This is a genomic window from Paenarthrobacter sp. AB444, assembly GCF_028736865.1.
In the GTDB taxonomy this organism is placed as follows: domain Bacteria; phylum Actinomycetota; class Actinomycetes; order Actinomycetales; family Micrococcaceae; genus Arthrobacter; species Arthrobacter nicotinovorans_B.
Map to the genome: position 1 here is coordinate 75,468 of NZ_JAQZBY010000010.1, position 24,920 is coordinate 100,387.

General features: G+C 63.7%; 19 protein-coding genes and 2 tRNA genes. 9 read left to right on the forward strand and 12 right to left on the reverse strand.

Annotation, left to right across the window (positions count from 1 at the left end; translation table 11 throughout):
* Window position 1: 1 nt before the first annotated feature.
* Window positions 2-1,234: an ABC transporter substrate-binding protein gene (locus PQ627_RS13420; RefSeq protein ID WP_274261934.1), complete on the reverse strand. Its 1,233-nt coding sequence runs from the start codon at window positions 1,232-1,234 to the stop codon at window positions 2-4.
* Window positions 1,235-1,502: 268 nt separating this feature from the next.
* Between PQ627_RS13420 and PQ627_RS13425 the strand changes: the two genes are divergently transcribed.
* Window positions 1,503-2,720, forward strand: coding sequence for an ROK family protein (locus PQ627_RS13425; protein WP_274261779.1), 1,218 nt, complete (start codon window positions 1,503-1,505; stop codon window positions 2,718-2,720).
* A gap of 18 nt (window positions 2,721-2,738) precedes the next feature.
* Here PQ627_RS13425 and PQ627_RS13430 read toward each other — a convergent pair whose 3' ends face one another.
* The 9 genes from PQ627_RS13430 to PQ627_RS13470 all read right to left on the reverse strand — a co-directional run bounded on the left by PQ627_RS13430 (window position 2,739) and on the right by PQ627_RS13470 (window position 11,501).
* Window positions 2,739-4,310, reverse strand: coding sequence for a Na+/H+ antiporter (locus PQ627_RS13430; protein ID WP_144659360.1), 1,572 nt, complete (start codon window positions 4,308-4,310; stop codon window positions 2,739-2,741).
* Window positions 4,311-4,426: 116 nt separating this feature from the next.
* Window positions 4,427-5,083, reverse strand: coding sequence for an NAD(P)-binding oxidoreductase (locus tag PQ627_RS13435; RefSeq protein ID WP_274261781.1), 657 nt, complete (start codon window positions 5,081-5,083; stop codon window positions 4,427-4,429).
* Window positions 5,084-5,145: 62 nt separating this feature from the next.
* A tRNA-Met gene (locus tag PQ627_RS13440) sits at window positions 5,146-5,219 on the reverse strand.
* Between the two features lie 59 nt (window positions 5,220-5,278).
* Window positions 5,279-5,350 (reverse strand) — tRNA-Thr (locus PQ627_RS13445).
* A gap of 118 nt (window positions 5,351-5,468) precedes the next feature.
* Window positions 5,469-5,972 (reverse strand): LysM peptidoglycan-binding domain-containing protein, encoded by a 504-nt coding sequence (locus PQ627_RS13450; RefSeq protein WP_274261784.1) that lies wholly within the window; start codon window positions 5,970-5,972, stop codon window positions 5,469-5,471.
* Window positions 5,973-6,140: 168 nt separating this feature from the next.
* Complete coding sequence (locus PQ627_RS13455) at window positions 6,141-8,237, reverse strand: DEAD/DEAH box helicase (protein ID WP_274261785.1); 2,097 nt, start codon at window positions 8,235-8,237, stop codon at window positions 6,141-6,143.
* Window positions 8,238-8,617: 380 nt separating this feature from the next.
* Complete coding sequence (locus PQ627_RS13460; protein WP_274261787.1) at window positions 8,618-9,274, reverse strand: MOSC domain-containing protein; 657 nt, start codon at window positions 9,272-9,274, stop codon at window positions 8,618-8,620.
* Window positions 9,275-9,306: 32 nt separating this feature from the next.
* The gene (locus tag PQ627_RS13465) at window positions 9,307-9,981 is read right to left on the reverse strand and encodes a response regulator (RefSeq protein ID WP_144659355.1); all 675 of its coding nucleotides are present in this window, start codon (window positions 9,979-9,981) and stop codon (window positions 9,307-9,309) included.
* Window positions 9,978-11,501: a sensor histidine kinase gene (locus PQ627_RS13470; protein ID WP_274261790.1), complete on the reverse strand. Its 1,524-nt coding sequence runs from the start codon at window positions 11,499-11,501 to the stop codon at window positions 9,978-9,980. Before PQ627_RS13470 ends, PQ627_RS13465 begins: the two co-directional genes overlap by 4 nt.
* A 151-nt stretch (window positions 11,502-11,652) precedes the next feature.
* Here PQ627_RS13470 and PQ627_RS13475 point away from each other — a divergent pair, with 151 nt between their 5' ends.
* From PQ627_RS13475 to PQ627_RS13485, 3 genes are read left to right on the forward strand one after another with little or no spacing between them, the layout of a single operon-like run.
* Window positions 11,653-12,369, forward strand: coding sequence for a Tat pathway signal protein (locus PQ627_RS13475; RefSeq protein ID WP_274261792.1), 717 nt, complete (start codon window positions 11,653-11,655; stop codon window positions 12,367-12,369).
* A 2-nt stretch (window positions 12,370-12,371) separates the two neighbouring features.
* Window positions 12,372-13,577, forward strand: a complete 1,206-nt coding sequence (locus tag PQ627_RS13480) for a glutathionylspermidine synthase family protein (RefSeq protein ID WP_274261794.1) — start codon at window positions 12,372-12,374, stop codon at window positions 13,575-13,577.
* Window positions 13,574-15,100: an APC family permease gene (locus PQ627_RS13485; RefSeq protein WP_274261795.1), complete on the forward strand. Its 1,527-nt coding sequence runs from the start codon at window positions 13,574-13,576 to the stop codon at window positions 15,098-15,100. The genes PQ627_RS13480 and PQ627_RS13485 overlap by 4 nt, the downstream gene beginning before the upstream one ends.
* 41 nt (window positions 15,101-15,141) lie before the next feature.
* Here the strand turns inward: PQ627_RS13485 and PQ627_RS13490 are convergent, their stop codons facing one another.
* The gene (locus PQ627_RS13490) at window positions 15,142-16,494 is read right to left on the reverse strand and encodes a glycosyltransferase 87 family protein (RefSeq protein WP_274261797.1); all 1,353 of its coding nucleotides are present in this window, start codon (window positions 16,492-16,494) and stop codon (window positions 15,142-15,144) included.
* 133 nt (window positions 16,495-16,627) lie between these two features.
* Here PQ627_RS13490 and PQ627_RS13495 point away from each other — a divergent pair, with 133 nt between their 5' ends.
* Complete coding sequence (locus tag PQ627_RS13495; RefSeq protein ID WP_274261799.1) at window positions 16,628-17,803, forward strand: acyl-CoA dehydrogenase family protein; 1,176 nt, start codon at window positions 16,628-16,630, stop codon at window positions 17,801-17,803.
* Between the two features lie 40 nt (window positions 17,804-17,843).
* Here PQ627_RS13495 and PQ627_RS13500 read toward each other — a convergent pair whose 3' ends face one another.
* Complete coding sequence (locus PQ627_RS13500; RefSeq protein ID WP_186313502.1) at window positions 17,844-18,479, reverse strand: TetR/AcrR family transcriptional regulator; 636 nt, start codon at window positions 18,477-18,479, stop codon at window positions 17,844-17,846.
* Between the two features lie 143 nt (window positions 18,480-18,622).
* Between PQ627_RS13500 and PQ627_RS13505 the strand changes: the two genes are divergently transcribed.
* From PQ627_RS13505 to PQ627_RS13520, 4 genes are read left to right on the forward strand one after another with little or no spacing between them, the layout of a single operon-like run.
* Entirely contained in the window at window positions 18,623-19,957 is a 1,335-nt protein-coding gene (locus tag PQ627_RS13505) for an ABC transporter substrate-binding protein (RefSeq protein WP_274261802.1), read from the forward strand.
* Window positions 19,954-20,901 (forward strand): carbohydrate ABC transporter permease, encoded by a 948-nt coding sequence (locus tag PQ627_RS13510; RefSeq protein ID WP_274261804.1) that lies wholly within the window; start codon window positions 19,954-19,956, stop codon window positions 20,899-20,901. The genes PQ627_RS13505 and PQ627_RS13510 overlap by 4 nt, the downstream gene beginning before the upstream one ends.
* On the forward strand, window positions 20,898-21,809 hold the full coding sequence (locus tag PQ627_RS13515; protein ID WP_274261805.1) for a carbohydrate ABC transporter permease: 912 nt from the start codon (window positions 20,898-20,900) through the stop codon (window positions 21,807-21,809). The genes PQ627_RS13510 and PQ627_RS13515 overlap by 4 nt, the downstream gene beginning before the upstream one ends.
* Window positions 21,810-24,896: a glycoside hydrolase family 2 TIM barrel-domain containing protein gene (locus PQ627_RS13520; RefSeq protein WP_274261807.1), complete on the forward strand. Its 3,087-nt coding sequence runs from the start codon at window positions 21,810-21,812 to the stop codon at window positions 24,894-24,896. It begins immediately after the preceding gene.
* Window positions 24,897-24,920: the final 24 nt, after the last annotated feature.

The following is a 24,920-nucleotide window of genomic DNA, read 5'->3' on the forward strand; positions in this document are numbered from 1 at the left end:
GCTACTGGCGGAAGGCCAGGCGTGCCCAGTCTGCGTCGAGTGTGCGGAGGGTGGATGTGGGGTCGGCACCAAACACGAGCGCCTGCGTGTAGTTCATGATGGGGATTGTTTTGGGAACCAGCACGGATGGCCCTTGGTACACCTGGGCGTTGTTGTAGTAGTTGGCCATACCCTCCACGCGGGGGTCGGGCACTCCGCTTGCATCCTTGGTGGGAGTGAATCCCAGCTGCGAAGCGTTGTACGCCTCGATCACGTCCGGCCTGTAGAGGTACTCGAGGAATTCATGGGCCGCGTCTTTGTGTTTGGACGCCTCCGGAATCCAGGCGGCAAGGTCCACGTTCACCCGAACGCGCAGGTCTTCCGGATTTTCCGTCATCGGCAGCGGAAACGTTCCGAGTTGCAGGTTCGGAGCGGTCTTGGCAACCTCGCTGAAGGCCCAGGGGCCCTGAAGGTACATCGCTGCCTTGCCCTGCGAAAACGCGAGGTTTCCGTCTCCGTAAGCGCGGCTGGCGGCGTCCTTGTTGACGTAGTTCTTTGCCAGCGTCAGCATCTTGTCCACGGGCTGGTCGAAGTCCTTTTGGAATGACGCTTGGGATTCGGGCCCCACGGCGGTCCCTTCGGATTCCAGCTTGTCGAAAAAGCCGAGAGTATCCAGCTGGCCACCCACGGAGTAGTCGAACCACCCCTGGGCGATGGTCCAATCATCTTTCCAGGTTGCATAGAACGGCGTCACTCCGGCCGCTTTGAGCTTGTCGCACGCAGCGACCAGTTCGCTCCAGGTACGTGGAACCTCGATGTTGTTGGCGGCGAAGATCTCCTTGTTGTAGATCACCGACGAGGCCATGATCGAGTACGGCAAGGCGCTGGTCCGACCCGGATAGGAGCCGTACTGGTCCATCAGCGGCTGGAGGTCTTCGCGGATGCGCGAAGCGGCCCCTGTTTCAGACAAGTCGCTCAGGACTCCTCGCTGGACAAACCGCGAGGTTTCCATGTTGTAGTTGGCCAGGGCGATGTCCGGCGGGTTGCCCCGGACGAAGCTCGCAGACACCACGTCCACGCCGGAGGTGTCCAACACGACTTCCGTATGGTCCTGAGATGCGTTGTAGTCGGCGACCAGCTTTGTCATGAAGCCGATCGCCTCCCGCTTGCTGAAGGTGAAGCGGATGGTCTCTTTCCCCTGATCCCCGGAGCATCCCGAGAGCAGTCCCGCAAGCAATGCCAATCCGAGACCCATTGCTGCCATGCGTTTCTTGCGTGTCACTTTCACAGACACGTAGTCCTTTCGTCGTGCGGCCCCTCTGCCGCATGCGTCGGATGATGGCGCGCTACACCACCCAGGAATTTAGATAGGAAATAAATTTATTATCTGCGACAAGTATTCTGTGAGCGCCGCCACACGGTCAAGCCGGCCGGCGTAACAGGGCGAAGTTTAAATTTATGTACTAAATTTAGAGCGGCCGATGAGTCCTTCCATCGCCTCGCCTTAAAGTTGGGAGCACTGCATGATGAGCGGAACCGCGCCGTCCACACAGTTGGTACGCAGGCTCAACGCCGGAGCCATGCTCAAAGCCATGCGCGGAGCAGGGGTCGTCACAGGCACGGAGCTCATGACCCTGACAGGTTTGTCCCGGGCCACTGTCATCTCCATCTGTGATGAATTGGTCCGGCTCGGCTGGCTGCAGGAGCTCGAGAACCAGCGTGGCGCGGGCGACTACATCAAGGGCAGGCCCGCCCGCAGGTTTGTTTTTGACGACGGCGCTGCGAGCGTTCTGGGAATAGATATCGGCGTCAACAAGATCACCACAATCGTCGCCGACATGGCCGGGACCCCGCTGTCCCAGGTCACCAGGCCCTTCCGGACCTATAACGTCTCAGCAGCCGAACGGGCCGACGTCCTGGACAAGATTGCCGCCGAGGCACTCGAGAAAGCGGGCGTTCCCGCCGACTCCGTGCTGGCGGTATCGGTCGGCGTCGCAGCACCCGTCAACCGGGAAGGCGAAGTCCTCACAGTCCAGGAGTTCTGGAAGTCCTTCGACGTCCGCCGGATCGTCTCGGAACGGCACGGCTGGCACGTGCTGCTGGAAAACGACGCCAACCTCGCGGCCCTTGCCGAACGCTGGCGGGGTACGGCCAAGGGCGTGGACAACCTGGTGGTCATGCTGGCCGGCGACCGGCTGGGCTCGGGCATTCTCGAATCGGGGCGCCTGCTGCACGGTCATCTGGGCGGGTTCGGCGAACTGGGGTTCCTCAACAACGTCGAGGGCGTGGGGAGCACCTACGGCATTGCATACGAAGCCACCGCGGCAGGCCGGGAAGCCTTGAAGACGCAGACAGCCACAAAGCTGCGGGCACTCTGCGGCGGGAATCCCGATGCCCTGACCGCCGAGATGGTCTTCACCGCTGCCGCAGAAGGTGACGCTGCCTCCAAGAAGGCATTGGAGAGCGTCTCCCTCCGCATGGCGAAGGTAATTGGCGCCATCAGCACACTGGTCAATCCCGAACTCGTGGTGATCGCCGGAGGAGTCGCCGCTTCAGCCGAAGTGCTGCTGCCAGGCATCGCCAAACACCTTCCGGAGTTCACCTTCACTCCCCCGAGGCTGGCGACCTCCATTGTGGGCGACGGAATAGTTTCCCTCGGAGCCATCCGGCATGCCTTGGACTACGTCGAGGAACACGCGCTGGACCTCTCCCCCTCCTCGCGGCCCAACCGGGCGTCCTGAGCCTGCGCCAAGCGCCAACTACTCCGGCATGGACATGGTCCGCAGGTCCAGCTGGCGCAGGACCCGGTCCGCCACCTCGGGATCGGTCCCCGGCTCATTCCGGGCCTGGACCACTTCCATCCGGGCCGCATCCAGGGCGATGGTCTGGACAGTGATGGCCAATTCCCGGCCCCGCTCGCGTTTTTCCTTGGCAGACTCGTTCTTCAGGGTGCCATCGAGCAGCTCGGCGTGCAGCCGGCGCATCTTCTCCTTCACCAGCGCCACCTTCTCCGGAGGAAGCTCCTTCATCAGGTCGTGGTCCTTCAGGGCAGCAACCGCCGCCGTCTGTGCCCGCTTGGCCAGCAGGCGCGCAGCATCCTTTTCATGCGAGCCGTCCTCGGTAGCGTCCAGTACCCGCATCAACCACGGCAGGGTCAGCCCCGGAAGAACCAGGGTGGCAAGCAGCACGGCGCAGGAAATGACCAGGATCTCGTGCCGCGCAGGGAAGTCGCTGCCATCCGGCAACGTCAACGGAAGCGCCAAGGCCAGCGCCAGCGTGGCAAGGCCCCTCATTCCGCACCATGTCAGGATGAGCACCTCTTTGGGTGAGGTGGGCTGCAGAAGGTTGCGCCGCCGTCGGGCCGTCAAGGCAAGCAGCCCAAGCCACAGGTACCGCACCACGAACACCAGGACACAGATCACCACGGCCATGCCGACCATGCCGAAAATGGCAGTGCCTTCGTCCCGGATCACCTGCCGGATCTCCAGCCCCACCAGGCCGAAGGCCAGGCCCGTGGCGAGCAACTCCACCACGTCCCAGAACGCCGTCCGCGTCACGCGCTCCGCTGCGTCCTGCGGTCGGGCGTGGCGCTGCAGTTCCAAGGCAGTAACGACGACGGCGACCACGCCGGAGGCGTGCAGCTCTTCGGCGAGGATGTAGGCAGCAAAAGGAACCACCAGGGTGACTGCGCTGCGTGCAACCATGGACGTGACCAGCTTGGTAATGAATTTGGTCAGCCAACCCATCGCGATGCCGATCACGACGGCCAGCGCCGCACCCAGCACGAACTGGGGGATGACCTCGGGGCCTACTTCCTTGCCGGACATGGTGGCTGCGACGGCAGCCTGGAAGATCACGATGGCAGCGGCGTCGTTGAAGAGGCCTTCACTTTGAAGAACGGTGATGAGCCGGCGCGGCATATGCACACGGCCTGCCACGGACTCCACGGCTACGGGATCCGGCGGCGCCACCATGGCTCCCAAGGCGATTGCAGCGGGGATACCAATGCTTGGAATCATCAACCAGGCGGCCCCGGCCACCGCGGCGGTGGTCACCACCACCAAGGCGACAGCCATCAGCAGCAACGTCCGCCAACGGACACGGAAAACCGCCCAGGAACTCTTCTGGGCCGTGGCGAAGAGCAACGGCGGAAGGAAGATCGGCAGGATCAGTTCGGGCGAAATCTCGAACTCGGGAAAGCCGGGAATGAACGTGAGGGCAACCGCCAGCAGCAGCATGAGCACCGGATACGGCAGGCGGAGCCGGTCCCCCAGACCGACGGCGAATACTGTTGCAAGCAGCAACCCGACTATGAGCGCCAGCTGATCCATGTTCCTGCTTCCCCAGATGTTGTACGGCCCCTTCCCCGGCCGGACCGGAAAAGTTCCCTACAAACATATCCCGGGGCACGGACACTTCCCCGCGAGCGCGTGGCTCAGCGGCGCCTTCACTCCTTGGTCAGGGCGTCCACCACGTCCTCGGTACCGTCCTTGAACGGGAGGGTCTTGCCGATGGTCTCCGGCAGCTCCAGGACAGCGGCAGCCACCAGGGCAACGTTGGCCCGGGACGTCTGCGTGCCGTCATCGGGGTTTTCTGGATGCAGTTCGATCAACCCCGTTGCCGGCTCATCGGTCAGGCTGCCGGGTCCCAGGACTGTCCAGTCAAGGTCCGTGCCGCGCAAGTAGTCATCAGCCGCAGCCTTGGACTCCGCGTAAGCGAAGAAGGGGTTTTCTTCCGGGACACCGTGCTCCTTGGAAGCACCAATGTAGGAAACCATGACGTATCTCTTCACACCCGCCTCCGCCGCAGCCTCCATGGAACGGATGGCAGCGTCCCGGTCCACGGCATAGGTCCTTGCGGGGTTGCCCCCACCGGCCCCCGCGGACCAGACCACGGCATCATGGCCCTGCAGCGCCTGGGCGAGTTCCGCCGTCGTCGAATGTTCAACGTCCAGCACCTCAGCGGAGGCCCCCGTTCCCGTGACATCCGCCACATGGTCGGGATTTCGGATGAAGGACGTGACGTCGTGACCTTCACCACTAAGAATCCGGGACAGATGCAGGGCCACTTTCCCGTGGCCGCCAATAATCGCGATTCGGCTCATGGACCCATTCTGTCCCAGAAAACAAAAAACCCCGCAGACAATATCTGCGGGGTCTTGCTCTGTAGCGGTGGGGAGGCTCGATCTCCCGACCTCACGATTATGAGTCGTGCGCTCTAACCAACTGAGCTACACCGCCACGGATGAGAAAAGCCTGCGTCAGCCGGTCAAACCGCCTTGACGCAGGCCCTCATCCAGAGCCCCCCACCGGAATCGATCCGGTGACCTCGTTCTTACCAAGAACGCGCTCTACCACTGAGCTAGGGGGGCAACGAGTAAATACTCTACCGGACGTTTTCAGAAGCTACAAATCGGCGAATCCAAAGGGAAAAATGGCCTCGACACAATTTGCAAAACAGCTGTTTACCTGATCTACAAACGGAGAAAATCAGGGCAGCCGAAGCACCTGTCCGGGGTAGATCTGATCCGGGTTGGGCACGGTATCGGCGTTTGTGGCGATCAAGGCACCGAGGTCCACACCGAACTGCGCGGCAATGCCACTCATGGTGTCCCCTTGCTCCACGACAACCTCAGTGACACGCGGTGCCACGGGCCCGGGCTGGCCCGTTGCTGCAGCTGCCTCCACAGCCGCCTCCTGGGCCTGTGGCTGGATTTCCGGGGCGTCAGGATCCAAGCCCTCCTGCGACGCTTCCTCGGCGGCTGCGGCGTCTGCTGCGGCCTGTTGCCGCGCCGCTTGTGCCGCGGCAGCTTCAGCCGCGGACGTGTCCGCCGCTGAAACCTCGACGGCGGCAGCATCCTCCTCGGCCTGGGTCACCGCGGTGTTGTCCTCCACCGGCTCCGTCGCACCGCTTTCGCGCGCACCGCCGTCGTCTTGCTGTGAGCCCTTGCCTCCAAAGCCAAGGTTCTTCTTCACGTTATCCAGCAAACCCATGGAGCACCCTCCCCTGTTCTGCGGCCAGTCGGCCGGCACCTTGATCGTACGGCGGGTCGACGGCACATGTAACCCCGTTAACGCCGCAAGGGGCCGGCTCGAAAGCCGGCCCCTTGACGGGAACTACTGATTGGTCACCACGTGGCGGTGTTTACCACTTGGCGCTGTTTACCACTTGCCCTTGCGGTTGAAGTCGCGGTTGCTGCCTTCGCCGCCAGTGCGGGGCTTGCGGGCACCATCACCGTGGCCGCCGTAGCGCGAGCCGCTGGCCTGGCCACGATCGCGGTCGCCGTAGCTGCCCGAGGTGCGCTCGGCGCGGTCGCTGTAGGAGCGGCCACCACGGTCAGCGGAAGAACGCTCGCCATCGGACTTGCGGAATTCCTTCTTGAATCCGCCGTTGCCCTTGAAGTTGCCACCACCGCGGTTGTCGCGGTCGCCGTAGCCGCCGCGTTCCCGGTTGGGCCTGCGGCCGTTGTCAAGCTCAAGGTGGATCAGCTCGCCGCCGATGCGGGTACGGGACAGTGCACGCAGCTGCTCGGGGCTCAGGTCTGCCGGGAGCTCCACCAGGGAGTGGTCCGAGCGGATGTCGATGCCGCCGATCTGTGCGGAGGAGATACCGCCTTCGTTGGCAATGGCACCCACGATGGAACCCGGCATGACGCGCTGGCGGCGTCCGACGGCGATCCGGTAGGTGGCGTTGCCCTCGGTGAGCGCACGGGTCGGGCCTCGGGAACCGAAGCCGTCCTTGGAGCGCTCACGCTTCTGGTACTCCGGAGCTGCGGGCAGTTCCTTGACCAACAGGGGCTGTCCGCCCTGGGCCATGACGGCAAGGGCCGCGGCGATCTCGGCAGCCGGAACCTTGTGCTCTTCCTCGTAGGAGGCAATGAGGTCGCGGAACAAGGCCACGTCCTCGGACTCAAGGGTCTCCGTGATGCGCTCGGCGAACTTGCCAAGACGCAGCGAGTTGACGGTCTCGGCCGTGGGAAGGTGCATCTGCTCCACCGTCTGGCGAGTGGCCTTCTCGATGGCACGGAGCAAGTACTTCTCGCGCGGCGTCATGAACAGCACGGCGTCACCGTTGCGGCCTGCACGGCCGGTACGGCCGATGCGGTGCACGTAGGACTCGGTGTCGTGCGGAATGTCGTAGTTGATCACGTGGCTGATGCGCTCAACGTCAAGACCGCGGGCGGCGACGTCGGTGGCCACGAGGATATCGATGCGGCCTTCCTTGAGTGCGTCCACAGTGCGTTCACGCTGCTGCTGCGGGATGTCACCGTTGATGGCTGCCGCCTGGAAGCCACGGGACTTCAGCTTGTCGGCGAGGTCCTCGGTAGCCATCTTGGTCCGCACGAAGGCGATAACGCCGTCGAACTCTTCAACCTCGAGGATGCGGGTCAGGGCATCCAGCTTGTGGGGGCCCATGACCTGGAGGTAACGCTGGCGGATGTTGGTGCCCGTGGAGGTCTTGGACTTCACGGAGATCTCGGCAGGGTTGTTCAGGTACTGCTTGGACATGCGGCGGATCTGGCCGGGCATGGTGGCAGAGAACAAAGCGACCTGGCGGTCTTCCGGCGTCTGCTGGAAGATCTGCTCAACGTCGTCGGCGAAGCCCATGCGGAGCATTTCGTCAGCTTCGTCAAGCACCAGGTACTGGAGCTCGGAAAGGTCCAGGGAACCCTTGGCGATGTGGTCGATGACACGACCGGGGGTACCGACAACAACCTGGGCACCGCGGCGAAGGCCAGCGAGCTGGGGGCCGTAGGCGGAGCCACCATAGACGGGCAGCACGGTGAAGTCGTCAATGTGCTTGGCATAGGAGGTGAAGGCCTCGGCAACCTGGAGCGCAAGTTCACGCGTCGGAGCCAGGACCAGGGCCTGGGTCTTGCGGGACGGGCCGTTGAGGTCGTGGAGTTCGGCCAGGCGGGACAGCGCGGGAACGGCGAATGCCGCGGTCTTGCCGGTACCGGTCTGGGCCAGGCCAACGACGTCGCGACCCTCAAGGAGCAGCGGAATGGTTGCGGCCTGGATGGGCGACGGCTTTTCGTAGCCGACATCCTGCAGTGCGGCCAGGACGCGGCCGTCAATGCCGAGTTCGGCGAAACGGACGCCTTCTTCTTCGCCGTCCTTGGAGGCGGCGTCAGTTGAGGCGGGGGCCGCAGTTTCAGCTGCGGGATTCTCGACGGCGGCAGCGGCGGCAGCCGGTGCTTCAGCTTCGACAGTTTCAGCGTTCCGGGCGTCGAAGTCTTCGTTGAGATTTTCGGTCATAGGGAGAAATTCCTCATCCATAGGGCAGTCGGCGCGACCCGGTTGGGCTGGCCGCAGTACTTGTCGCGAAAACAGGAAATGGTGCCCTGCTTCCGCAAGAAGTCCGGCGCTGTCGCAATCCCATGGCAGGACTTCCCGCTGCATCTCTTGGCTGCTATCCCAGCAGTCTGTACAGCGTTTTCTTTAGCCGGCTCTCCCTATGAAAATGCCCGCACACAATTGCGGGCCCCAACACTTACCAGTCCTGCCTCAAGAATTGGGCAGGATAAAGGGAATTCCGGAGTGGGGGATGTTTCAAGTGTAGGGCACGCGGCATCCCCACCGCGAGTTAAGACCCCGCGACCACCGGGTGAGCTTGTTCACATCCTTGCCCGGGGCTGCTACAGTCCGCTCCTTCGCAGCACTTTGTCGAACTCACGGTGGTAATCCTCTTGCAGGCGGATCTCCCCGTCCGCTTCGGCATCAAGCAGGATCTGCACCAGCTCCGGGGTGGGCTCACTGAACCACTGGCCCACAGTGACGCCGTGCTTGGGAATGAAGGTGCGGTGGATGTGGTCGCCGGCGGAGATACTGCCCGTCTTGATCACGCGCAGGTAAGCTCCCACCCGACCGGCCTCGGAAAACCGCTTGACCCAGGTTGGTTCCCCCAGTACCCGTTGGAACGTGGCGCAGGGGGTTCGGGGGGACGTCACTTCAAGTTCCACATCCAGGCCGATTCTCCACCGCTCGCCGATCACAGCACCCGTGGTTTCAATTCCTGCCACACGCAGGTTCTCGCCGAAGGTGCCTGCCGGAATGTCCCTCTGCAGCTCGCCGGACCAGTAATCTGCGTCTTCCTGCGAATAAGCGTAGACAGCTTGGTCTTCCCCGCCGTGGTGCACCCTGCTGGCCTGCACATCCCCGTGGATTCCCAGCTTGTGGACCTTGACCGGTCCTTCGACGGGCCTTTTGTCAATGGCGGTAACGCCAACGCTTCCCACGGGGTCGGGAAGCAATTGGTGGACGCGGCACACGGCAAGGACGGAAGCGGTGTTCATGGGCACCAGTCTACGGACGGACCGGCCAGCGGCTAAGGATCAAAACGGTAGCCCATCCCCGCTTCCGTATGCAGATGGCGCGGCTCCGCTGGATCACGCTCCAACTTCCGCCGCAGCTGGGCAATGTAAACCCGCAGGTACTGGGTTTCCTTGGCATAGGCCTGCCCCCAGACCTGCGTGAGGATCTGCTGTTGGCTGACCAGTTTGCCCTTGTTCCGGACCAGCAGCTCCAGGATGTTCCATTCGGTGGGGGTCAGCCGGACCTCGGTCCCGTCCTTCACGATCTTTTTCCCGGCAAGATCAACAATGAAGTCGGCGGTTGCCAGCGTGGGTTCTTCCCCTCCGGCCACCACGCGGCGTGAGGCCACCCGCAGCCGCGCAAGCAGCTCATCCAAACCGAAAGGCTTGGTCACGTAGTCGTCCGCGCCGGCGTCGAGCGCCTCCACCTTGTCCTCCGAAGCATGGCGGGCTGACAAGACAATGATGGGCATGCTGCTCCAGCCGCGGATGCGGCGGATAATCTCCACGCCGTCGATGTCCGGAAGGCCCAGGTCCAGCACCACGATGTTGACCGGGTGCTTCGCGGCCGCGTTCAGGGCGTCGGCACCGTTTCCCACGGTCAGGGCCTGGTACCCATGGGCCTGGAGGGTGACCTGCATGGCCCGGGCGATGCGGGCCTCGTCTTCAACGATCAGAACCAGCGTCACAGCGGGTCACCGGTCCACAACGGCAAGGTGACCACCATGGTCAAGCCTCCACCCGGCGTCGGCTCCGCTGCGAGGCGGCCACCCATGGCTTCGGTGAATCCCTTCGCCACGGCCAGTCCCAACCCGACTCCGCCACCTGCCCCTGTCCCACCGGCAGTTGAGGCAGTGGACGAATCACCAAACCGCTGGAACGGCTGGAACATGGTGAGGACCTCCTCATGGCCGACGCCCTTGCCGTGGTCCGTGATCCGCAGTTCGCTGGCCGGCTGCTCCCCCACGGTGATGCCTTCGCCCGCCCTGGCTGTCAGCACAACATCCGAATCCGGGGCGTACTTCATGGCATTTTCAACGATATTGGCCACGACCCTTTCGAGCATCCCCGCGTCCGCCTGCACGGGAGGCAGGTTCGGCGGCAATTCGTTGCGCAGGCGCTCATGCGGAACGCCCCGTAAAGCATCCGGGAGCACGTCCGCCCACACCATCCCGCTCAACAACGGGTTTACGGCGTCGGCGGTGATCCGGGACATGTCCAGGAGGTTGTCCACCAGGTGGTCCAGGCGGTCCGCATAATCCTCGATGGTTTCCAACAGCTCCCGCTCAACGTCCGGGGGAAAGCTCACGTCCTCCTGCCGAAGACTGCTGACAGCCAGCTTGATTCCTGCCAAGGGTGTCCTCAAATCGTGGGAAACCGCCCGAAGAATCGACGTGCGCATTTTGTTCCCCTCCGACAACCTCAGATTGTCACGCCTGCTCTTAACCAGCTGTTGCCGCTCCCTGACAGCCACCACGAACGCGCCGAAGGCCACCAGCATCCGCTGGTGGTGGGGCGACAACGGACCGCCGCGGAGCAGCAGCGTGTAGTGGGGATCGACGACGGCGGCGTGGTCGGCGGCGGCATGCGTCACCGGCGGATTCAGGCCGGCGGTGGCGAGGACCCGCCATTCAGGGGGCGCGCCGTGGGTGGTGGTCCCTGTGCCTGTGGAACCCAGGAGGGTCACTGCGTCCATGCCGAGGTTGCCACGGACCTTCTCAAGGAACGTCTCAAGGCTGCCATCCGAACTCAGGATGCGAAGGGCAAGTTCACTGAGCGCAGTGGCCTCCGCGCCGGACCTCGCCGCTTCCTGCGCCCTCCGGCTGGCCAGGCCCACCGCCAACGCCACTCCGCAAGCCACCGCGAGGAATACCACCAAAGTAAACAAGGTGGTGGGATCGGCGATGGACAACGATCCCACCGGGTCTGCCGAGAAATAGTTCAGCAGGAAGCTTCCCAGCACGGCCGCAACCACCGCAGGCCACAAACCACCTATGGCGGCCACCGCCACGGCCACGGCAAGCTGGAGAAGCATGATCATGGAAAAGTTGCGGAAATTGAGGACCGTAACGGTCAGTTCCACCGCCGGCGGGAGCAGAAGCGCCAAGACCAGCCCTGCCGTGACCCGGCCGCGGCCAATGCCGCGCACCGTCGGAAACTTCAGCAGGGCGCCTTCATCACCGTTGCCGTGAGCCTCAGTTGCCGCCATGGCTACATCCTTGCACGGTTCCCGCGATGGGCACTTCTCCCCATATACCGCGGGGATAAGTGCCTGCAGAGGGTGCAAGGACTAGGCTTGCTCTGAGCATTCTGGTCCGGCGGGGCGCCGGGCACACCACGGTCTATCCAGGGGGATATACATGGACCCGAAAGACAGCCCTGACGCGGCCGGCAACAATGGCAGCGGTGGGGACAACAACGACGGCTTGAACGCGGCCAACAACGCGCCCAAACCACCTCCATGGCAGGTACCCAAACCTGAGCTCCATCCCGAGTTGTTCACCCCGGTCGAGGACGGCCCCACGGGAAGCGGCAAACGGTCCAAGAACAAGAAGACCACTGGCGCACCCGTGGGAGCTCCCGCGGCTGGTAACACGGCAGGACAGGCTGGGTCGGGACAGCCCCTGCCCGTCGTTGACCCGTTTGAGCGTGAACGCGAACGTGAAGCCGCTGCCGCAGCGAAGAAAAAGAAGCGTTCCCAGCGCCGCACCATCGTAGTGGGGCTGGGCGTGACGGCCCTCCTGGCCGGAACTATCACCGCCATCGTGGCCTCCAACGAACAAGAGGCCGACTACGCCCAGGTCTGTTTCAACGAAGAAACCGGCGAGCGCGTGGACGATGACCAGTGCAACAACAGCAGTTCGGCCGGCCGGAGCTCCGGCGTTTATGCCTGGTACTTCTACTCGCGCGGCGCCAGCGTGCCCGCCGTCGGCCAGAACCGCAGCTCCTATCCCAGCGCCACGAAGACCGTCCCCCAGGGAGCCAAGACTTCCACGGGATACAGCACCAAGGGCGGCACGGTCAGTCGCGGTGGCTTCGGCAGCAGTTCCAAAAGCGGCGGAAGCTCGGGAGGCTAGGCGTGCGGCGACTGTCCTCCGTGCCTCGGCCGGACTGGAAGCAGAAGATCGAAGAGCAGGGCCTGGTTTTTTCGACCACCACCATGCCCGACGGCCGGAAGATCGAATACTGGAACGAATCGGCCTACTACGAGTTCTCCATGGACGAGGTGGAAAAACTCGAGGAGACCGCCGAAGGCATGCACCTCATGTGCCTGGAGGCGGCGAAGTATCTTGCCACCGGGGCCATGGGCGACATCGGGATTGGGCGCCAGGCACTGGAACTGGCCGCAGAGTCGTTGCAGGCCGGGGACATGGACATCTACGGCCGTTTCGACTTCATCTATGACGGCGCCGGCGGCCCGGCCAAAATGCTGGAGTACAACGCCGATACCCCTACTGGTCTGATCGAAGCTTCGGTGGCCCAGTGGTTCTGGCTGCAGGACGTCTTTCCGGAAAAGGACCAGTGGAACGGCATCCACGAGGCGTTGATCCGGCAATGGCAAAAGCTGCAGTACCGGACCGGAATGAGCACCCTGCACGTCGCCCACTCCGAAGCCGAGGAATCCGGCGAGGACTGGATGACGGCCGCCTACATGCGGGACGTGGCCAGCCAGGGCGGCTGGACCACCATCGGCATCAACATGTCGGACATCGGCTGGGACCCCAACCTGAACCGGTTCGTGGACCTGGACAACTTCATGATCAGCACCATGTTCAAGCTGTACCCCTGGGAATTGATGATGAAGGAGCCTTTCGGCCACCGTCTTCTGCAGCGTGCACACAATCCCCGCTGGGTGGAACCGGCCTGGAAGATGCTGCTGTCCAACAAGGCCCTCCTGGCTGCACTGTGGCACCTCTACCCCAACCACGAGAACCTGCTGCCCGCCTACCTCGGCGATCCCGGACCGCTGAAGGAATGGGTGGCCAAGCCCCTGCACGGCCGCGAAGGCGACAACATCCGCATCCACGCCCCCGGCATCGATATCTCGCAGCCCGGAGGCTACGGCCGCGAAGGCTGGTGCTACCAGCAGTACCACCCGCTTCCCGACTTCGACGGAAACCACCCCGTCCTCGGGCTCTGGGTGGTGGACGGCGAATCCGTCGGCTGCGGCATCCGCGAATCGGATGGCCCCATCACGGACTACTTCTGCCGCTTCGTCCCCAACACCATTGACGCCCCCGCGCCCGTCGCGCCCCCTGCTACTTCCCATGGAGCTGCACTATGAGCACTGAAACCTCGACGCCGGGTGGCGGCCCAGCGGGCGGCGACCGTACCGCCGTCGTACCTCCCAAAGGGCTCCACGCCGGAATCCTGGACCTCGGCGACTCCGTCATGCTGGGGCTTGCATCCACTGCGCCGGTCTATTCGCTGGCGGCGACCCTGGGGCTCATCGTTGCCGTCAACGGGAACTACAAGCCGCTCATTCTTGTGCTGGGATTCATTCCTGTCCTGTTCATCGCCTACGCGTTCCGCGAGCTCAACAGCGCCATGCCGGACTGTGGAACCACGTTCTTCTGGGCACGCAAAGCGTTCGGGCCGTGGGCGGGCTGGCTGGGCGGCTGGGGCGTGGCCCTGGCTGGGATCGTGGTCTTGGCCAACCTCGCCCAGATCGCTGGAAAGTACCTTTGGCTGCTGATTGGCGATGGCTCCCTGGCGGAGAACAAATGGCTGGTGACCGCCACGGGCGTACTGTTCATCGTGTTCATGACCTACGTCAACCATCGAGGCATCAGGTTAGGTGAACACGTCCAGCGGACATTGACGTACATCCAGTACATCTCCCTGGGCATTTTTGCCGTGGCAATCATCTTCCGGATCGCAGGCGGGGCACCCGAGGGGCAGGCCTTCGACTTTGAGTGGTTCAATCCTGCGGGCGCTTTTGCCGACCCGGGAGCAGTGGTCCACGGCGCCCTGCTGGCTCTGTTCATCTACTGGGGCTGGGACACCTGCCTGGCGCTGAATGAAGAAACCGAAAACCCGGCCAAAACCCCGGGCCGTGGTGCCGTCATCTCCGCCTCGGTGCTGGTGGCAATCTACGTGTCCGTGGCCCTGCTGGTGATGATGTACGCCACGATCGGAACCGATGGTATCGGCCTCGGTAATGAGGCCAACCAGGATGATGTCTTCCTGGCAATGAAGGATGTTGTTCTCGGTCCGTGGGGATGGCTGATTGTGGTGGCGGTGCTGGCCTCTGTCCTCTCCTCCACCCAGACCACCATCCTTCCGACGGCCCGCGGCACCCTGTCCATGGGCGTCCATGGCGCTCTTCCCCCGCGCTTCGGAAAGGTCCATGAGCGATTCATGACGCCGGGGTTCTCAACCCAGGTGATGGGGGCCGTGGCGGTGGTCTACTACGTGGCCATGAGCTTCCTCAGCGAGAACCTGCTCTCGGACTCCATCAGTGCCATCAGCCTGTTCATCGCGTTCTACTATGCGCTCACCGGGTTCTCTTGTGTCTGGTACTTCCGTGCGACCCTGCGGGATTCCGCCCGCAACCTCTGGTTCCGCGGCATCCTGCCGTTCCTGGGAGCCTTGTCCCTGACGGCGGCGTTCTTCATCTCCGCGGTGCAGATGTGGGATCCGTCCTACGGCGATACGCAGATCTTCGGCATCGGTGGCGCGTTTGTCAGTGGCGTGCTGCTGCTGGCCCTGGGCGTGGTCCTGGCTGTCGTGTGCCGCTTCGCCCCTTCCACCCGCGGCTACTTCACGGGTGAACGGGCCGACGCCGGCGTGGTTCGCGGCGAGTAGGCCGGGTTGCCGTTTCCTGCGGCCCCGGCTTAGGACCTCGCTTAGGAGCGGGCAGCCCACTGGCGCAGGCGGGTAGGAACGTCCGGCACTTCTTCGGTGCGGACGGAGTTCCTGCGCAGGGCTGCCAACCAGGAGAGGAGAATGGCCGCCGCGCAGAAGACACCGGCGCTGGAGGCCATGATCCACAGACCGGGCGTCTGGACGTCCAGGTTGGCTGCGCCGAGTGCGGTACCAATGGTCTTCGGGGAGAAGAAAAACACCAGCGTGGAGACGGTAAGAACCATCCCCATCACCGTCCGTTGGGCCTTCAGACGCGCCGGGGTGTCCTTGATGGTCCAAGCGAACGCCGGCAGGACCACGGCCATCCAGACCCAGTGGTGGGACCAGGAAACCGGGCTGACGAGCAGCATGGCCAGTGCCGTCGTCGAAATGGCAACAACGCGGGCGCCCTGGGCGCTGGCGGCCCTGATGAGAACGGCAGCCAAAACCAGCGTCAACAGGCTCAATGCAATCCAAGGGAGCGTCACGGCGTCCTGAGGGACTCCGAAATGCAACAGTGCACCCTTGATGGAGAGGTTGTCCACGTAGCCGGCTCCGCCGATGCGGGAGGTGTCGGGAAGGATTTCCAGCCAGAATTTCAGGGATTCCGACGGGCGCAGCAACCACGCAAACAGGATTGTGGATACGAAGCCCACGGACATATTCGCCAGCCCACGCCAGTCCTTGCGCATCAGGAAATACAGGCCGAACACCAAGGGCGTCAGCTTGATGCCGGCGGCAACGCCAACAAGGAAGCCGCTTCCCCGGAACCTCCTGCGCTTGGACACGCCGCCGAGCAGATCCACCACCATCAGGCCCATCAGCAAAATATTGATCTGGCCGAAGGCCAACGTCTCCCGCCACGGTCCCAGTAAAAGGATTGCCAGGAACAACGCCGCAGCTGTCCAATAGCTCCTGGCCGAGGAAAGTGCGCTCCGCAGGTCCGGTTTGGATGACCAGTAACGGACAATCGTGACAGCCACCCACGCTGCCACCACCACACCGGCGCCGTTGAACAAGTTGAGCGCCAAGGATTGGGGCAGGCGGGCCAACAACCCGAACACCAGCGCGGCAAACGGTGGGTACGTGAACGGCAGGTGCGGCCCTCCGGCCGATGCCACTGTGGGGCCATAGAGGTCCGACGGCGAGGAGCCTGCTTGGTTCAGGATGCTCCCACCGAACCAGTAGACGCTGAAGTCCAGGCCCTGCTTGGCCCAGTCCGCGAGCAACATCCACACCGGCAAAGCCACTACGGCCACAGGCAGCAGGCGCAGGAGCAACGGCGAGGCCTGGGCTGTTGTGTGCGGCCGCGCGGCGTCCGTTCCGGTCCGTAAATCGACGTCGGGCAGTGCCATCCAAAATCCCCCAAGTAAGCAAAGTCGCACGGGGGAAGTGTGCCGCCCCCGCATCCCATACTACTGAAGGGCCTTCCGAGGCCCTGCGGCCCGGCTGGTCCGCAGGGTCCGGCACTCCCCCTAGGATGCTGGAATGAGCGATTCAACGACGAACACCTCCGACGTCCTGGCCCTGGATTCCCTTCTTTCCGACGACGAACTCGCCGTCCGCGACAAAGTCCGCGATTACACCACCCAAAGGATCCGTCCGAATATTTCCCGCTGGTACGAGGACGCGGTCTTTCCCCGGGAGATCGCCCCGGAACTTGGCGAGCTGGGCGTGCTCGGCATGCACCTGGAGGGTTACGGCTGCCCCGGCCGGACCGCCGTCGAATATGGCCTGGCCGCCATGGAACTGGAGGCCGGCGATTCAGGCATCCGGACCTTTGTTTCGGTGCAGGGTTCGCTCGCCATGACGGCGATCCATCGTTGGGGATCGGAGGCACAGAAGGAGGAGTGGCTTCCACGGATGGCTGCCGGTGAGCTGATCGGCTGCTTCGCTTTGACTGAACCTACGGCTGGCTCGGACCCTTCCTCCATGACCACGACCGCCCGGCAGACCAGCGATGGGTGGGTGCTGGATGGAGCCAAGCGCTGGATCGGGCTCGCCTCGATCGCAGACATCATGGTGGTGTGGGCGCGGACGGACGACGGAATCAGGGGCTTCCTGGTCCCCGCCGGTACCCAGGGCGTCACCGCAACGCCCATTGGGCCAAAGCTTTCCATGCGTGCCTCAGTTCAGTGCGATGTGATGTTCGACGCCGTTCGGCTGGCTCCGGAGGCAATCCTCCCGGGTGCCATGGGCCTTAAGGGGCCGTTCTCCTGCTTGAACGAGGCCAGATACGGGATTGTCTGGGGTGCCATGGGAGCGGCCCGCGATTCGTACGAAGCCGCCCTTTCCTACGCTGGTGAACGCCTGCAGTTTAGTCGCCCTCTGGCCGGCTATCAGTTGACGCAGGAGAAGCTGGTCAATATGCTCCTGGAAATCCAGAAGGGCACGCTGTTGGCCCTCCACTTGGGCCGGCTGAAGGACGCCGGGCACCTCCAGCCACAGCAGATTTCGCTTGGCAAGCTCAACAATGTCCGCGAAGCCATCAAGATCGCCCGCGAGGCCCGGACCATCCTGGGCGGCAACGGCGTCACGCTGGACTACTCACCGCTGCGGCACGCGAACAACCTGGAGTCGGTCCGGACCTACGAGGGAACCGACGAGGTCCACACCCTGATCCTGGGCCAGCACATCACAGGTCTGTCGGCCTTCCGCGGCTAACCCACCCCAACTAGGGGACAGCAAACGTCGCTACGGGGGCTCAATGGGACGTTTGCTGTCCCCTGGTTGGGTCCGGGAGGATCACCAACTTGAGGAACCCACTCAGGCCCTTGGTTACGTCGACCCGGTCCGGGGCAAGGAGCCACTGGGTTTGGAGACCGTCCCAAAGAGCCACCAGCGATGTTGCTGCTTCCTCGGGATCGACGCCGGGCCGCAGCCTGCCGTCGGCTGCAAGCTCGCCGAAACGACGGGCATAGCTTGCCCGCAATCGCTCGAAGCGTGCGGTGAAGTAGTCCCTGCCGGGATGCTCATCCGTGACTGATTCCGCACACAGGACCGTGTAGAGCTCGATCACCCCGGGGATGTTCTCGTTGTACAGCGCCGTCCGGATGACCGAGTCCGCCAAGCCCTCTTCCATGTCATCAGGGAAGGCTCCGCCGGTGATCTCGTCACGCCGTTCCAGGACCGACATCAGGAGGTCGCGCTTGGACGGGAAGTAGTGCAGGAGGCTGGTCTGGCTCATGCCCGCACGGTCAGCGACTTCCTGCAACGATCCCCCGCGGTATCCCCGGGCGGCAAACACCGCGTGGGCTGCATCCAGGATCGTCTGGCGCCGTTCCTCGGATTTGGCGTAAGGGCCACGCCTCGCTGCCCGGCCCGCATCCTTTGTGGTCATGGCTAGCCAGTGTACGCGGAACGTCATTGCGTTGAAATTCGAGTAGTCACTCGATTTTTCTGTTACCGTGGTCACAATCGACGCGCCGCACACGCTTTCCGGGTGCGCTGCAGCGTCAACCCGACACAAAGAGGTGAAGGCTCATGACCGGTTTCAGTCGAAGACAACTCCTGGCAGCAGGCCTGGGAACAGCCGCCATGGGCCTGCTGTCCGGCTGCGCCACCCCGGGAACCCACTCCGTCAACGCTGCACCGACCATCCCCGCCGCCAACGGTCCCGTGCGGCTCACCTACTGGGCGTGGCTGAAGGACTTCCAGAAGGTTGCCGACGTGTGGAACGCTGCCAATCCCGACGTCCAAGTGGATGTGGTGTGGATCCCTGGCGGCAACGCGGGCGGCTACCAAAAGCTGTACTCAGCCCTGGCAGCCGGGGGCGGGCCGGATCTGGCTCAGGTGGAACTGCGGTCGATCCCGGAGTTCGTGCTGGTGAACGGGCTGGTGGATGTCTCCCGGTACGGAGCCAACGACCATCAGCACCTGTACGATCCCACCCTCTGGAAGCAGGTCAGCTACACGGGCGGTGTCTACGGAATCCCCCAGGACTCGGGTCCGATGGCCATGTTCCATCAACCGGCCCTCCTGGACAAAGTGGGCGGAACTCCACCTGAAACGTGGGAGGAATGGGCTGCCCTGGCCCGCGAACTTCGTTCCGTGGACACCTACCTTGACTGCTTCCCCATCAGCGATGCCTCCCCTTTCGCTTCCTTTGCCGGACAGGCAGGCGCTGCCTGGCTCCGGCCCGAGGAAGACGGCTGGGTCATCAACATGACGGACGACGCGACGCTCAACACTGCCCGCTTCTTCGACAAAGCGATCGACGACGACCTCGTCACCACCGCCTACGGTGCCTTCTCCCCCGGCTGGTTCGCCGCGGCGGGCAAAGGTGGCATTGCCTCCACCATCACCGGAAGCTGGGGTGATGCCCTGGTGCAGGGCGTCGCCGGTTCCGAAGGAAAATGGCGCGTTTCCCCTATGCCAACTTGGGGTGCCACCGGCTTCGGTTCCAGCTACCTCGGCGGATCCACCGCTGCGGTCCTGGCCAACAGCAAGCATCCCAAGGAAGCAGTGGACTTCGCAGTCTGGCTGACTACCTCGAAAGAGGGAATCGACTCCGAAATCAACAACAGCGGCATCGGATGGTCTCCCAATCCTGGCTTCATTGGCACGGACCGCCAACAGCCATCGGCGTTCTTCGGGGGTCAAAACTACAACCAGGAGGTCTTCGTTCCGGCCGCACAGCAGCAAAACCCTGAATGGTCCTGGTGGCCGGTGACCCAGCAGTCCTTCAACATCCTCAGTGATGGGTTCCGCAAGAAGGCCTTCGGTACGTCCTTGGTGGACTCCATTGCAGCCTCGGAGCAGCAGATCATCACCGTTTTCAAGAACAAGGGCCTAACCATCCGGAAGGAAACGGCATGACGACCACCCGCACTGCAACCACCGCGCAACGTCCCGTCGCGGCGGCCGGCCGCGCCAAGAGGACAGGCGCCGCGGCACGGGCACCCTGGCTCCTGCTCGCACCTTTTCTGGCACTCTTCGTCCTGACGTTCCTGCTTCCCATTGTTGTGGCCCTGCTGTCCAGCTTCACCAAAGTGACACGGAGCGGACTCTTCGGAGAGGCGGGTGTTACCAGCGAATTCGCCGGGTTCGGCAACTACGCACAGGCCCTTGCCGACGGCAGCTTCGTAGCGTCAATCGGCCGGATGCTTTTGTTCGGCATCGTTCAGGTTCCGGTCATGATCGTCCTTTGCACCGTCCTTGCCCTGATGTTGGAATCGGCCTCCGCCAAGTGGCCGGGATTCTTCCGGGCAGCCTATTTCATGCCCTACGGCGTCCCCGGAGTCATCGCCACCATCCTGTGGTCCTTCCTCTACGTCCCCGGCCTCAGTCCCCTCTTCGACGCTGCCAAGCTCGTAGGACTGACCCCCGATTTCCTGGGTGCCAACAGCGTGTTGTGGTCCATCGCCAACATTGTCACCTGGAGCTACACCGGGTACAACATGCTCATCATCGTGGCGCAGCTGAAGGCCATCCCGGTGGAACTGTACGAGGCGGCAAAAGTCGATGGGGCTTCGACGTGGCGGGTGGCCCGGAGCATCCAGCTCCCCCTGATCCGTCCCGCCCTCATGCTCACCACAGTGTTCTCCATTATCGGAACGCTGCAGTTGTTCGCCGAAGCACAGGTCCTCAAGACCGTGGCCCCCGCCATCGACAGCCAGTACACGCCGAACCTCAGCGCCTACACGACGGCCTTTGCCTACAACGACTACAACGTTGCGGCCGCCCAGTCGGTCATCATCGCCGTGGCTGCGTTCGCCCTTTCCTTCGCCTTCCTCGCACTCACGAACAGGAAGTCATCATGACCGCGACAGCTACCAAACCCTCCACCACCGCACGAAGCCAACAACCCGCAGGCCAAGATCGATCAGCCGGACGACGGCGGTCCTCCACCATCGTCGTCACCGCCCTTCTTTTGGTGGTAGCGCTCTACTTCCTGATCCCCGTCTACTGGGTCCTGGTGGCCTCCACCAAATCCACTGCCGATCTGTTCTCCACCAACGGATTCCTCTTCGCTCCGACGTTCTCGCTTTGGGATAACCTGGGCCGGGTCCTCAGCTATGATCAAGGCATTTTCGGCCGCTGGTTCCTGAACTCGGCCATCTACGCCGGTGTTGGGGCACTCCTGGCCACATACTTCGCTGCGGCAGGCGGTTATGCCCTGGCCAAGTACGAGTTCAAAGGACGCAACCTGGTGTTCGGTACCATCCTGGGCGGTGTGCTCGTTCCGGGAACGGCCACTGCCCTGCCGCTCTTCCTGCTGTTCAGCCAAATGGGCTTTGCCAACACGTATTGGAGCGTCCTGCTGCCATCGCTGGTCTCCCCTTTTGGGCTGTTCCTCTGCCGGATATATGCGCAGGCCACTGTGGACACTTCACTGATCGAAGCGGCAAGGATCGACGGTGCCGGTGAGTTGCGGATCTTCCACACGATTGGGCTCAAGGTCCTGACGCCGGCCTTGGTAACCGTATTCCTTTTCCAGCTGGTGGGCATCTGGAACAACTACTTCCTGCCGTTGGTCATGTTGTCCGATTCCGAGCTCTACCCCATCACTCTCGGCTTGAACAACTGGCTCAGCCAAGTGGACCGTTTGCCCGAATTCTATGAACTGACCACAGGCGGAGTGCTGCTCTCCATCATTCCCCTCAGCATCGCCATGATTGTCCTGCAGCGCTTCTGGCGCGGAGGACTGACAGAAGGAGCCGTGAAGTAAATGACCGCCCCAGCAGTAACCGGCTACATCACAGATACCGGCCCCGGAACGGGCAACCGCCTCCCCGCGCGGAGTTGGCTGCGTTCGGATGCTCCCGCCCTCTCATTGAATGGCCAGTGGCGCTTCCGCCTTCTGCCCGGCGCTCCCGGCACACCGGGGGGACGCGGAGTCCTGCCTGCCGGAGAAGCAGTTGAGGGCGTGGCCGAAGAGTCCCTGGACGACTCCGGCTGGGACCGGATCCCTGTCCCAGCCCACTGGGTGCTGGAAGGTGACGGCGCCTATGGCCGCCCCATCTACACCAACGTCCAGTTCCCCTTCCCCACCGAAGCACCGCACGTCCCTGACCAGAACCCCACCGGCGACTACCGTCGCACCTTCGAACTCCCGGGGGACTGGAACCTCACGGACAGGACAGCCCTCCGTTTCGATGGCGTGGAGTCCCGCTACAAGGTGTGGCTCAACGGAACCGAAATCGGCGTGGGCACCGGCAGCAGGCTTGCCCAGGAATTTGACGTCACGGAAGCACTCCGACCCGGCACCAACGTCCTGGCCGTCCGGGTCCACCAGTGGTCGGCGTCCAGCTACGTCGAAGACCAGGACCAGTGGTGGATGCCCGGCATCTTCCGCGACGTGACGCTGCAGGCCCGCCCGAAGACGGGTATCGACGACGTCTGGTTGCGGACGTCCTTCACCGCCGGCGCCGGCGTCATTGACCCGGAGGTCACGGCATCGGTGGCCGCCTACCCCATTCGCCTGTCGGTCCCTGAACTGGACGTCGACGTCGTCTGGGACTCCCCGGCCGACGTCGCCCCGGTGGCGATCACCGGCGTCGAACCTTGGTCTGCTGAGGTGCCGCGCCTCTACAACGCGAGCGTCGCAAGCCAAGGCGAGACCATCTCCCTGCGCCTCGGGTTCCGCACGGTGGAGATCAAGGGCGACCAGTTCCTGGTCAATGGCCGGCGGGTGGTCTTCCACGGCGTGAACCGCCACGAGACACATCCCGATCGCGGGCGGGTGTTCAACGAGGACTTCGCCCGCGAGGACCTGGCCCTGATGAAGCGGTTCAACGTCAACGCGATCCGCACCAGCCACTATCCGCCCCACCCTCGTTTGCTCGACATTGCCGACGAGCTGGGATTCTGGGTGATCCTGGAGTGCGACCTGGAGACCCACGGTTTCGAGCGACACGGCTGGGTGGGCAATCCGAGTGATGACCCGGCATGGCACGAAGCGTATGTGGACCGCATGGAACGGACCGTGGAACGGGACAAGAACCACCCCTCCATCATCATGTGGTCCCTCGGCAACGAGTCCGGCACCGGCGCCAACCTGGCTGCGATGTCCGCGTGGGCCCATGCCCGCGACACCGGCCGCCCCGTCCACTACGAAGGCGATTACACCGGCGCCTACACGGACGTCTACTCACGGATGTACTCCTCCGTGCCCGAAACCGAAGCGATCGGCCGCGACGATTCGCGCTCACTGCTGCTCGGTTGCTCCGCTGCGGAATCGGCCCGGCAGCGCACCAAGCCCTTCATCCTGTGCGAATACGTCCATGCCATGGGCAACGGCCCCGGCGCGATCGACCAATACGAGGACCTTGTGGACCGGTACCCGAGGCTGCATGGTGGCTTCGTCTGGGAATGGCGGGACCACGGTATCCGCACCACCACCGCCGATGGCACGGAGTTCTTCGCCTACGGCGGGGACTTCGGCGAGGTGGTCCACGACGGCAACTTCGTCATGGACGGCATGGTGCTTTCGGACTCCACGCCCAGCCCGGGACTTTTCGAGTACAAGCAGGTCGTGGCACCGATCCGCTTGGGCTTCTCCACCGAAACGCACGACGCCGGTGCCCGCCACTTCATCACGGTCGCCAACCTTCGGCACACGGCTGACGCGTCCGACGTCCTGCTTCGCTGGCGTCTTGAGCGTGACGGCGAGCCGGGCGCTTCTGGAGAGTTCGACGCCACCGATTCCGCCGGGGCGCCACTGGCCGCAGGTCGGACCGCCATCATGGAACTTCCCCGGCTGGCCATCGCAGAAACGGGCGAACAGTGGCTGACCGTGGAGGCAGTGCTCCGAAAGGACACAGCCTGGGCGACGACTGGCCACGTGATCTCCGTGGCGCAGTTGGCGCTGGCAGGGCCGAGGACACCTGTCACCCCGCCCCGGCCGCAGCCTGCGGCTCATCGGCGTTCCGAGGACGTGGCTCCCAGCGTGACGCTTGGCCCGGCGGTCTTTGAGCACGGCCGCCTGGTGTCCCTGGCGGGGCTATCGGTTTCCGGTCCCCGGCTGGAGTTGTGGCGTGCCCCCACGGATAACGACGCCGGTGCGGGGCGCGGCAGTTACGACCTCGCCGATCCGTGGCTCAACAATGGCGACGGTGTTCCGGCTCCTTCCATGGAGAGCATCTGGCGTGCTGCGGGCCTGGACCGGCTCACGGGCCGGGTGGAAAGCATGTTCTCCAGCGACGACGGGGTTTCTGTCCGAACCCGGTACGCCGCGGCCGACACCGCGCGCTGGGTGTCGGTGGAGGAAAACTGGCAGCTGGCCGATGGCGGGCTGTGGCTACGGGTGGAGATCGTTCCTGGCGCAGGGTGGGACATCATCTGGCCGCGGGTGGGAATCCGCTTCGACCTGCCTGGCTCCGTGGACGGGGCCGCCTGGTTCGGAACCGGCCCCCGTGAGTCGTACCCGGACAGCATGCGCGCCGCGTTGGTTGGACGCTATTTCTCGGGTATCGACGAGTTGTCCGTGCAGTACGCCAAGCCCCAGGAATCCGGCCACAGGAGTGCGGTCAGGTCACTGGACCTGCACAACAATGGTGCTCCCTGGCTCCAGTTCCAGGCGGTACCGGACTCCCGCGATCGCCTCCCGGGCTTTACGCTTGCCCGGCACACAGCGCAGGAGATTTCCGCAGCCGCCCATCCGCACGAGCTCCCCGAGAGCCAGGGCAGCTATCTGTACCTGGACGCGGCCCAGCATGGACTGGGGTCCAGGGCTTGCGGCCCTGATGTGTGGCCGGACTTCGCTTTGCGTCCGGAGGCCCGAACCCTGACGTTCCGGATCACCGAAGCGGGCTAGCCCCTCCCCGTTGTGGGGCCTGCT